The following is a 10,716-nucleotide window of genomic DNA, read 5'->3' on the forward strand; positions in this document are numbered from 1 at the left end:
TCGGGCAGCAACCGTGCCTGTGCGCCCGGCAGGTACAGGCCGGCCACGCCCACGGATTCGCCGGTGTTCATCAGCGCCTTCTCGATCGGCTCGGTCACCTGCCGCGAAACCTGCTCGGCGGTGGCACCCGGCCACAGCGTGCGCACCACCATTGCCTTGAAAGTGAACGGCGGATCTTCGGACTGGCCCAGATGCTTGTACGACCACGCCCCGATCAGGGCGAAGGCGAGCATCGCGAACAGCACCAGTGGACGGTTGGCCAGCGCCCACTCGGAAAGATTGAAGCGGCGCACCGGCTTACTCCTTGGCCTTGGCGGCAGCGGGCGGCGTGGCCGGCTTCAGCACCGGGCGGTTCTGCCGGTCCACGGCGGTCACCGGCTGGCCGGCGCGCAGCAGGTGGCCACCGGCGGCCACCACCCAGTCACCGGCAGACACGCCGGACAGCACCGGTACCGTCTCGCTGCCATAGGCACCGGTGGTGACGGCCACTTCCTTCAGCGTGCTGTTGGCCGGATCCACCACCCACACGCTGGCGGCACCGTTGGCACCGCGCTGCAGGGCAGCCAGCGGCACCTGCAGGGTGCCATGGCGGCCGGCGCTGCTGTAGACGCGCGCGCTCTGCCCCAGTTCGACATCAGCCAGCGCTTCAGCCGCCAGACCGACGCGGGCGGCATAAGTGCGTGCCTGCGGATCGGCGGCGGCAGCGATCTCGCGGATCGTGCCCGGCAGGCGCTGGCCCGGGCGGTTCCACAGTTCCACCTCGACCGGCTGGCCGACCGCATAGTCGCCGATGGTGGCTTCGGGCAGATCGATCAGCACTTCGCGGCCGCCATCGGCAGCCAGGTTGAAGATGGTCTGGCCGGCCGACACCACCTGCCCGGCTTCGGCCTCGCGGCTGGCGATCACGCCATCGGCCGGTGCGCGCAGCTGGGCATAGCCGGCCTGGTTGCGCAGCACGTCGAGGTTGGCACGGGCGGCGTTGGCCTGGCCCTGCGCAGCCTTGAAGGCGGCCGATTGCTGGTCCAGCTGCGAGCGGCTGACCAGCTGCTGGTCGGCCAGCACCTGGTAACGCTCGAGATCATCGCGGGTGCGCGCCAGATCCGCTTCGGCCGCAGCCAGCTGTGCCTGCGAGGCGCGCGCCTGCAGGGCGAAATCGGCCACGTCCAGTTCGGCCAGCACATCGCCCTTCTTCACCCGCTGGCCCGCATCTACATGGCGCTGGACCAGGTTGCCGCCCACACGGAACGACAACGGGCTTTCCTGGCGGGCCCGGATCGTGCCCGGGAACGAGGCCGCGCCCTGCCCGGCCTGTTCGCCCGGATGCACCACCAAGACCGGCACCGCGGCCTGCGGCGCCTGCTCCGGCCCCGAACAGGCGGCCAGCGCCACCACCCACACCCAACTGCCCAGCCAGCGCACGCTCTTCATCGGTCAACGTCCTGAAAACGCAGGGTTCAATCACGGGGAGCCGGCGCTGGCGCCGACCCCAATTTAGTAAACTGGCCGGTATAGTATAAATATCGAACCGGTTGGTCTAGTATTGCGGGAATGAGTTCCCCAACTTCCCGCAAAGCGTCGGCCAAGCCCGCTGCCAAGGCCGCCGGACCCGGGCGTCCGAAGGATCTGGGCAAGCGCGCGGCGATTCTCGAAGCGGCCAAGACCCTGTTCGTCGAGCAGGGCTATACCGGCGTGAGCATGGACAGCATCGCCGCCCAGGCGGGCGTGTCCAAGCTGACCGTTTACAGCCATTTCGGCGATAAAGAAACGCTTTTCACCGAAGCTGTGCAGTCCAAATGCATGGAAATGCTGCCTGACGCGCTGTTCGTGGCCGATGCCGAAGGCCCGTTGCGCGACCAGTTGCTGGGCATCGGCCAGGCCTTCTTCGAGATGATCACCTCCGACGCGGCGATCTCGGTACAGCGGGTGATGATGGCCCCCGAGACCGACGAACGCCTGCGCGAGCTGTTCTGGCAGGCCGGGCCGGAGCGCACCTGCGAGGCGCTGGCTGATTTCCTGCGTTCGCGCACCGCGCGCGGCGAGCTGGAAATCCCCGATTGCCGGTTGGCCGGCCAGCAGTTCCTGACCCTCATCAAGGGCGAAGTGCATATGAACCGGATGTGCGGCATGCCGCTGTCACCGGGTCAGTGCGATGCTTCCAGCCACGTGCCCGACAGCGTCGATTTCTTCCTGCGCGCCTACGCGCCGCGTGGGGCCGGACTGCCTGAAGGACGAACCTGAACGAACCGGAGGTCGCGATGACTTCCGGCACTGCGACCCCGGCCACCCGGCAGCTGATGCTCTGGGCGCGCCGCCGGCCTCCGGCACCGGTAAAATGGCCGGCCCACTGCGCTGGATTTGAACCTCATGACGATTGATTACGCCCACGCCCGCGAACTGATGGTGGAACAGCAGATCCGTCCCTGGGACGTGCTGGACATCAAGGTGCTCGACGTCCTCGCCCGCCTGCCGCGCGAGGCCTTTGTCGCCGACGCGCACCGGGCGCTGGCCTACGCCGATGTCGAACTGCCGATCGGCAACGGCCAGAAGATGATGAAGCCGGTCATCGAGGGCCGTACCCTGCAGGCGCTGGATCTTCAGCCGGGTGACGAAGTGCTGGAAGTCGGCACCGGCAGCGGTTTCCTGTCCGCCTGCATCGGCGCGCTGGCGCGCGACGTGCTGAGCCTGGAGATCGACCCGGAACTGGCCGCCGCCGCACGTGCCCGCCTGGATGCTTCGGGCCTGGGCACCAACGTCCGCGTCGAAGTGGCCGATGCCCTGGCCTGGCAGACCGAGCGCCGTTTTGACGTGATCTGTGTCACTGGTGCGGTCGACGTCGTGCCGTCACAGTTCGCCTCGTGGCTGCGTCCGGGGGGGCGCCTGTTCGTGATCCACGGCCGCTCGCCGGCCATGGAAGCCCTGCTGGTCAAGGCCGATGGCAGCACCGAATCGCTGTTCGAAACCGATATCGATTACCTGCGCGGTGCCGCCCCGGCACCCCAGTTCCACCTCTGAGTCCAAGGAAGCCGCAATGATCCGCCGATCCCTCGCTGTTGCGCTGGCCACTGCCCTGCTGCCGTTGTCCGCCCATGCCGCCGACCTGCTGCAGGTCTACGAAATGGCACGCAATGGCGATCCGCAACTGTCGGCCGCCGAATCCACCCGGCTGTATGACAAGGAAGGCGCCGTGCAGGCGCGCGCTGCGCTGCTGCCGCAGATCAACGGCTCGGCGGCGCTGAGCCGTACCCGCAGCGAAGCCAATGCCGATGCCAACTCCGGTTCGGTGATGAGCAAGCGCCGCAGTTACACCGTTGAAGGTAGCCAGACGCTGTTCAACTGGACCCAGATCAACAACCTGCGTTCGCAGCGCGAGCTGAGCAAGGCGGCGGATTTCACCCTCGATTCGGCCAACGACAGCCTGATCGTGCGCACCTCGGCAGCCTACTTCAACGTGCTGGTGGCGATCGAATCGCTGAACGCCGCACAGACCAATGAAGCGGCCGCGAAGAAGCAGTTCGACTTCGCCGACAAGCGCCTGGAAGTGGGCCTGGCGCCGATCACCGACGTGCACGAAGCGCGTGCCCAGTACGACCAGGCGCGTGCCAACACCATCGTTGCGCAGAACACCCTGGCCGACAACTACCAGGCCCTGACCGAACTGACCGGCCAGCCGGTGGTCAACCTGAAGGGCCTGCCGGCCGATTTCCGTCCGGAAGTGCCGGCCAACCGCGGCAACATCAGCGAACTGGTGCAGCAGGCCACCAGCCAGAACCCGGCACTGAAGGCGCAGGAACTGAAGGTCAGCGCGGCCGAAGCCGGCGTGCAGGCCGCACGTGGCGGCCATTACCCGACGCTGTCGCTGGGCGGCAGCTGGGGCAAGAGTGCCACCTGGGGCGACAGCACCGGTGCCGGCTCGCTGTCCCCGGATGCGCGTACCAACAGCATCGGCCTGACCCTGAGCGTGCCGATCTTCTCCGGCGGCGCCACCCAGTCCGGCGTGCGCCAGGCGCTGGCCCAGCGTGACATCGCCCAGGACGGCTACGAGCAGCAGAAGCGCGCACTGGACCGCAACACCCGCAATGCTTACCAGACCCTGGTGCAGGGCATCAGCGAAGTGGAAGCCCGACGCCTGGCGGTGGTGTCGGCGCAGAGTGCGTATGACGCCTCGCAGGTCGGCCTGGAAGTGGGCACCCGCACCGTGCTGGACGTGATCCAGAACCAGCGCATCCTGTTCTCGGCGCAGCTGGATTACGCCAACGCCCGTTACACCTTCCTGCAGAACCGCCTGCTGCTGAGCCAGTCGCTGGGTGCGCTGGACGTTGCGGAACTGCAGGACATCAACCGTCTGCTGACCCAGGATGCCGGAAACCCGGCCACGACCACCCACTGAGTCGTTGTCCGTCTGTTGGAACGAAGGAGCCACCTGTGAAGGTGGCTTTTTCGTGTGAGCGGGGGCCGGCGCCCATCCACGCATGGCGTGGATCCACCGGGTGCATCGCGCATGCTTTGCGCGATCCCGTCTCTCACCCCAGCCAGACCTGCACCTGCCAGGCCAGCGGCACCACGCACAACACTGCCGCCAGCAGAGCCAACAGACGTACCATCGCCGTGCGCTGCCCGGACACTTGGCGCTGCGGACGCAACAGCCCCAGACACAGCACGGCCAGCATCGGCAGCCCCACCAGGCCCGGTGGCAGCACGTCACGTTCGGGCAGCCACGCCACCAGCAGCATGGCCAGCATGGCAAGCCCCAGCGCAAACGTCACCCGCGCCGGATCGTGATCGTCGCGTCCAACGGCGTCGTCATCCGGCCGCCGCCACAGCGATGGCAATAGTTCCATCGCCAGCAGCAGCACCACCACCTGCAGCGCCACCAGCCCGGCCCATCCTCCTACCGGCAGCAGCGGCAGCATCCACTGCAGCTGTGGCACGCTCTGTACAGCCACCGACAGCGGCCGCGAGCTGTCCAACGCCGCGAACTGCACCAGCCCGGACTGCAGCGCGGCCAGCCCCATCAGCAGCAGCATCGCCGACAGCACCGCGCCGCCCGCCATGCGGGTCAACTGCCGGTGTGGCCGCTGCACCCGCGGGGCAACGGTCAACAGCAGACCTGCGCTGGCGAACACGCCCAGCAGCGGGGTCGCGGCGGCAAGCACACCGCCGAGTCCGAAGCGATCCGAATCTGTCGACGACGGTATCCACGGCACCCAGTTGCCGTAGTGCACGTAACGCGCGGCGAGCAACACCAGCAGCAGGCCCACGCCAACCTTGAGGGTCAGCAGCACGCACGCCACCAGCACCGCCCGGCGGGGCCTGAGCATGGCCGCCATGGCCACCGGCAGCAACCCCAGCGCCGCCGCCAGCGGTAGCGGCAACCAGTGCTGCGGCTGTCCGCCCAAGGCATGAAGCCACGCATGCAGGTGGCGCGCGCCCGACTGCGCGGCACCGGCCAGGGTGGTCAGCATTTCCAGCAGCAGCAACCCCAGCAGTACGGCCGCCAGGCGCCTGCCGCATGCCTGCTGCAGGAGGCCCGGCAGGCCGCTCGCGCCCGGCGAGCGGCGTATCGCCTCGCGCAGGCAGAACAACAATGGGGCAGTCCCCACGCCAGCCAGCAGCAGGCTGAGCACAATGGCCGGCCCAGCACGCACTGCCGTGTTCTGGCTGACCAGCGCGATCACGCTGCCACCAACCAGCAGGGTCAGCGCCAGCACCAGCAGGTGGTCGTTGCCCAACCGATCAAACGCCGCGCGCCCTCCGCGTGCATCGGTACCGCTGTCATCCTTCATTGCAAGTTACCTTGATACCGCCCAAGCGTGGTGGACATCAGGCTGGCAGCCCGCACCGGGAGACGGAACCAGAATCGGCCAGATCGATACCACTGTGTGATGGCTGGCACGAGCCGACTGCGCCAAACGGTCTGCTTACGTCAGGCTGAAAGGCATCAAGCAGACTTGAAACCGTTGAACGCGACAGCGCCTGCGCGCTCCTCCCGCCTCGATCACGCGGTACCTGTCGCCTTCGCCGCTTGATTCTTCCAGGATCGGCTCCTATTCTCCGGCGCATTCCTTCTGCCCCAGAGGCCCCTGCTTGGACAGTCATAGTCGATCACGCTGCAGCACCTGAGCTGACGGACCCCTGACACCAAGCCAGGTTCCGTCCGCACAGGACGGGACCCTGCCTGCCCCTGCGGCAGGCCTTTCCCCCTACACATCGCAGCATCCACTACAACGGCCCGGGCAGGTGCCGCTGGCGTTTCCGTTTGCCTGGAGATCGCCCATGCGCCCTTTCGCTCTTCGTTTCGTTCCTGTGCTGGCGGCGCTGCCGTTCAGCGCCGAACTCCACGCCGCCGCCAGCCTGCTGGTGGACGATGCGGGCACCACGCCCACGGCCCAGTGCCAGCTGGAAAGCTGGCTGAGCCACCACACCGGCCATCGAGAGGCCACCCTGGTACCAGCCTGCGGGCTGGGCAACACCGAGTGGTCGCTGGCCATCAGCCACCTGTCCAACGGCCAGGGGATGCCTTGGGCGCTGGGCGCAAAACGCACGGTTGTCGGCCGCGAGGGGAATCGCCTGCGGCTGGCCATCAGTGCCGATGCCGGCAATGACGCGCGCTCTGGCAATGCCGGGAGCTGGAGCGTCAACGTGCCCCTCAGCCTGCGCCTGGATGCAGCGGGCCGTGTGCTGCTGCATGCCAACCTGGGGTGGCATGCCGAGCATGGCGCACGGGGCGTGACACGCGGTATCGGCATCGAGCTGCCGCTGCTGCCGCGCTGGTCGCTGCTGGCCGAGAGCGCCTGGGATGGCGCAGGCAGCAACGCAGCGCAGTTCGGCGTGCGCCGCGAACTGGGCACTGCCGGCGCCACCCTGGATGTGCTGGGCGGCCGTCGCGTTGGTGACCAAGGCGAACGCTGGATGACCCTCGGCCTGAACCTGCCGCTGTCCCGGTAATGCCCCTGGCACTGCGCGTGCCCCTTTCCTGTCCCTTTTCCCGCATGCGGCCACGTATCCGGCGGCGTGCACGTTCCTGGATATCTTTCGATGAACCGTGAAGCGCTGATGTTTGCCATCCGTGCCTACCAGAGCAGCCGCAACCCCGAGGGCTTCGCGCCGCTTGCCCGCAGCAGCCCCCCATCGGACACGGCGGCAGCGCTGCGCGGGCTTTCACCCAACCCGTTGGCGCCGCTTCTGATGACACTGGATACCCAGGAGCGCGAGGACATCCTGCGCTTGTCCTCCTATGACGAGGGTACGGTAGGCGCCGTCACCACCTCGGATTTCGTCGCCGTGGACGCCGGAATGACGGTTGCCGAAGCCTTGGCGCACATCCGTGCCACCGCATCTGACAAGGACACCATCTACGTGGTGTACGTGCTTGACGGCCGACAGGCATTGCGCGGGACGGTGTCGCTGCGCGACCTGGTGCTGGCCGATGCCGGGCGCCGCATCGGCGACATCGCGCAACCCGACCCGGTAAGCGTGCATGTCGGCTGGCCGCAGGCGCGGGCGTCGGAGGTCATCCGCCACTACGATCTGCTGGCCGTTCCGGTGGTCAACGACGAGCAGCGGATGATCGGCATCGTCACCGTCAATGACGTCATGGACATCGAGAAAGAACAGGATGCCAGCCAGCTGGCGCGCTTCGGTGGCACCGCCAGCATGGCCGGCAACGACCTGGACGTGGTCTCCACGCCGCTGCGCACGATGTTCGGCGTGCGCGTGTTCTGGCTGGCGATGCTCACCGTGTTCGGCATCATCACCAGCACCTTTGTCGCCTCCCAGGAGGAGCTGCTGGGCCAGGTGATCGTGCTGGCGGCGTTCATTGCGCCCATCGTGGACATGGGCGGCAATACCGGCAGCCAGTCGGCCACGCTGGTGATACGCGCGATGGCGCTGGGCGAGCTGGAACTGAAGTGGCGCGACGTCGGGTTCGTGATCCGCCGCGAGATTCCGGTCGCGCTGCTGCTGGGCCTGTGCGTGGCGGTGCTGGAGGCGATCCTGGCCTGCTTCAGCAAAGGTGTCGGCGTGGAGGTACTGCTGGTGGTCGGCCTGAGCATGCTGGTCTGCACGGTCGCCGGCGGCATCATCGGCGCCCTGCTGCCGTTCGCGGCCCGCCGCATCGGCACCGATCCGGCAACGCTGTCCTCGCCGCTGATCACCTCGGTGATGGACCTGCTGGGCGTGTTCATCTACTTCGGCTTCGCCTGGCTGTTGCTGGGCGACCTGCTGGTCACCGGCGCCTGATGCCACTGGCGGCCCCGGGCCGGCTGAGCGCTGCTCAGCTGTGCGGCGGCGGCAGGTGCGGCTCCACCAGCGCCACGGTACGCAACAACGCCCCGCGGCCGTTGCTGACCAGCGCGCAGCCGGCCCGGGCCATGCCAGTGCGGGCGTCGATGTCCCCCAGCAGGTGCTGCAGATGGTCGCCCACGGCCTGCGCGTCATCGCCGATGAGCAGGGCACCGGCCTCGCGCATGCGCCGGGATATTTCAGAGAAGTTGTGCAGGTGCGGGCCGGTGACCACCGCGGTGCCCATCGCCGCCGGTTCCAGCAGGTTGTGGCCACCGATGGCCTGCAGGCTGCCGCCGACAAAGGCCACCTGCGCGCAGGCATAGAACGGCATCAGCTCGCCCAGCGTATCGATGACGAACACCTCGGTGCCCGCGCGCGGCCACTGCTGCGCGCGGCGCGTCGCCACCGACCAGCCCTGTTCGCGGGCCAGCGCTTCAACCTTGGGAAAACGCTCGGGGTGCCGCGGCGCCCACAGCAGCAGCAGATCGGGGAACTGCTGGCGCAGGCGACGATGCAGGTCGATCACGGCCTGTTCCTCGCCTTCGTGGGTGCTGGCAGCAATCCAGACCGGCCTCCCGGCAGGCACATCGCCATGGAACGCGGCGACGAATGCGCCCACGTCCGGCGTGGCAATGTCGAACTTCAGGTTGCCCAGCGCCTGCACCTGTTCCGGCGCCGCACCCAGCTGCACGAAGCGCGCCGCATCGTCTTCCGACTGTGCAGCCACGCAGGTGACGGTACGCAGCGCCCGGCGGATGAGCGCAGCCAGCACCCGGTAGCCGCGCAGCGAGCGGGCCGACAGGCGGGCATTGAGGATGTACACCGGGATGCGCCGGTCGCGGCAGCCGAACAGCATGTTCGGCCACAGCTCGGTCTCCAGGATCAATGCCAGGCTGGGCTGGAAATGGCCGAGGAAACGGTTGACGCTGCCCGGCACGTCGTACGGCAGGTAGACGTGGTCCAGCGCATCGCCCCACAACGCACGCACCCGTTCCGAACCGGTCGGGGTGATGGTGGTGATGACCCAGCGGATGTCCGGGCGCTGCTCGCGCAGGGCGTTGACCAGCGGTGCCGCCGCGTTGACCTCGCCTACCGAAACAGCGTGCAGCCAGACCCGCGGCTGCCCGGTCGGCTGCGGATAGGACGCATAGCGTTCATCCCAGCGGCGGAAGTATTCACGGACCCGGAAGCCGCGCCAGACCAGGTGGTACACGGTGATCGGCAGCAGGATGTAGAGCACGGCCGAGTACAGGCCACGCAGGATCCATTCGACAGGGTCTTTACGCATGCGGCAAGGATACGGGAGCCCCCCGGGAAAGACACGCGGCGGGGTTGGTAGAATGGCTGCATGTCCGATGCCACCACCGCCGTCCGCCCGTCCCTGGCCGATCCCCGCAACTGGCCGATGTTCGCGGCCATGTTCGCCGCCTTCGGCATCGCCCGCCTGCCGTGGATGCTGCAGCGCGCACTGGGCCGCGGCGTGGGCTGGATCACCTGGCGCCTGCTCGGCAGCCGCCGCCGTGCCGCCGAGGTCAATCTGAAGCTGTGCTTCCCCGAGAAGGACGAGGCCTGGCGCAACCGCCTGGTGCGCGACAGCTTCGACGCCCTCGGCGTCGGCATCTTCGAGTGCGCGCGTTCATGGTGGGGCAGCATCGACAGCATCCGCCCCCAGGTACAGATCGAAGGGTTGGAGCACCTCAGGCAGATGCAGGCCGAGGGTCGTGGCGTGCTGCTGGTATCGGGCCACTTCATGACCCTGGAAATGTGCGGCCGCCTGCTGTGCGACCACGTCGACCTGTCGGGCATGTACCGCAAGCACAAGAATCCGGTGTACGAGTGGGCGGTGAAGTTCGGTCGTCTGCGTTACGCCAAGGCGATGTACGCCAACGAGGATATCCGTGCCACCGTGCGCCACCTGAAGAAGGGGGGCTTCCTGTGGTACGCGCCGGACCAGGACATGCGCGGCAAGGACACCGTGTTCGTGCCGTTCTTCGGCCACACCGCCGCTACCATCACCGCCACCCACCAGCTGGCGCGGATGACCGGCTGCGCGGTGATCCCCTACTTCCACCGCCGCGAGGGTGGGAAGTACTTCCTGAAGATCGGCGCGCCGCTGGAGAACTTCCCCAGCGAAGACGTGGCCGCCGACACCGCGCGGGTCAACCAGGCCATCGAGCAGATGGTACGCGAGGCCCCGGACCAGTACCTGTGGATCCACCGGCGGTTCAAGCGCCAGCCCGGCGGGCGCAGCGATTTCTACAAATAATCCGGCATGCCTTATCCACGCATGGCGTGGATCTACTGTGGGAAGGCGGCATCCACGCCTGGCGTGCATGGGGTAGTAGATCCACGCCATGCGTGGATGATTTCGCCCGGCTCCACCGGATTACAGCGGCCACCGGCACCACGCGCGAGGGTACTCCCCCACCACGC

Annotated in this window: 10 protein-coding genes; 6 read left to right on the forward strand and 4 right to left on the reverse strand. The window is 67.7% G+C overall.

Features of this window, described 5'->3' with window-relative positions; translation table 11 throughout:
- Both ACQKDV_RS15545 and ACQKDV_RS15550 read right to left on the reverse strand, forming a co-directional pair.
- On the reverse strand, window positions 1-293 hold a 293-nt coding region (locus ACQKDV_RS15545; RefSeq protein ID WP_427784904.1), incomplete at its 3' end, for an efflux RND transporter permease subunit.
- A 4-nt stretch (window positions 294-297) separates the two neighbouring features.
- Complete coding sequence (locus ACQKDV_RS15550; RefSeq protein ID WP_427784905.1) at window positions 298-1,428, reverse strand: efflux RND transporter periplasmic adaptor subunit; 1,131 nt, start codon at window positions 1,426-1,428, stop codon at window positions 298-300.
- Between the two features lie 120 nt (window positions 1,429-1,548).
- Here ACQKDV_RS15550 and ACQKDV_RS15555 point away from each other — a divergent pair, with 120 nt between their 5' ends.
- The 3 genes from ACQKDV_RS15555 (at window position 1,549) to ACQKDV_RS15565 (ending at window position 4,387) form a co-directional block, all read left to right on the forward strand.
- The gene (locus ACQKDV_RS15555) at window positions 1,549-2,238 is read left to right on the forward strand and encodes a TetR/AcrR family transcriptional regulator (RefSeq protein ID WP_427784907.1); all 690 of its coding nucleotides are present in this window, start codon (window positions 1,549-1,551) and stop codon (window positions 2,236-2,238) included.
- Between the two features lie 126 nt (window positions 2,239-2,364).
- Entirely contained in the window at window positions 2,365-3,012 is a 648-nt protein-coding gene (locus ACQKDV_RS15560) for a protein-L-isoaspartate O-methyltransferase family protein (protein WP_427784909.1), read from the forward strand.
- 16 nt (window positions 3,013-3,028) lie between these two features.
- Entirely contained in the window at window positions 3,029-4,387 is a 1,359-nt protein-coding gene (locus tag ACQKDV_RS15565) for a TolC family outer membrane protein (protein ID WP_427784911.1), read from the forward strand.
- Window positions 4,388-4,520: 133 nt separating this feature from the next.
- On the opposite strand, the gene ACQKDV_RS15570 is transcribed toward ACQKDV_RS15565, so the two are convergent.
- Window positions 4,521-5,783 (reverse strand): amino acid transporter, encoded by a 1,263-nt coding sequence (locus ACQKDV_RS15570; protein ID WP_427784913.1) that lies wholly within the window; start codon window positions 5,781-5,783, stop codon window positions 4,521-4,523.
- Window positions 5,784-6,273: 490 nt separating this feature from the next.
- On the opposite strand from ACQKDV_RS15570, the gene ACQKDV_RS15575 reads away from it, so the two are divergent.
- Together ACQKDV_RS15575 and mgtE are read left to right on the forward strand one after the other, a co-directional pair.
- Window positions 6,274-6,945, forward strand: a complete 672-nt coding sequence (locus tag ACQKDV_RS15575) for a hypothetical protein (RefSeq protein WP_427784914.1) — start codon at window positions 6,274-6,276, stop codon at window positions 6,943-6,945.
- A gap of 90 nt (window positions 6,946-7,035) precedes the next feature.
- The gene (gene mgtE / locus ACQKDV_RS15580) at window positions 7,036-8,238 is read left to right on the forward strand and encodes a magnesium transporter (RefSeq protein WP_427784916.1); all 1,203 of its coding nucleotides are present in this window, start codon (window positions 7,036-7,038) and stop codon (window positions 8,236-8,238) included.
- A gap of 34 nt (window positions 8,239-8,272) precedes the next feature.
- Here the strand turns inward: mgtE and waaA are convergent, their stop codons facing one another.
- Window positions 8,273-9,571, reverse strand: coding sequence for a lipid IV(A) 3-deoxy-D-manno-octulosonic acid transferase (gene waaA, locus ACQKDV_RS15585; RefSeq protein ID WP_427784917.1), 1,299 nt, complete (start codon window positions 9,569-9,571; stop codon window positions 8,273-8,275).
- Window positions 9,572-9,631: 60 nt separating this feature from the next.
- Between waaA and ACQKDV_RS15590 the strand changes: the two genes are divergently transcribed.
- Complete coding sequence (locus ACQKDV_RS15590) at window positions 9,632-10,549, forward strand: LpxL/LpxP family Kdo(2)-lipid IV(A) lauroyl/palmitoleoyl acyltransferase (protein ID WP_427784919.1); 918 nt, start codon at window positions 9,632-9,634, stop codon at window positions 10,547-10,549.
- Window positions 10,550-10,716: the final 167 nt, after the last annotated feature.

The sequence above is a fragment of the Stenotrophomonas sp. NPDC077659 genome, from assembly GCF_050268705.1.
Lineage (GTDB): Bacteria > Pseudomonadota > Gammaproteobacteria > Xanthomonadales > Xanthomonadaceae > Stenotrophomonas.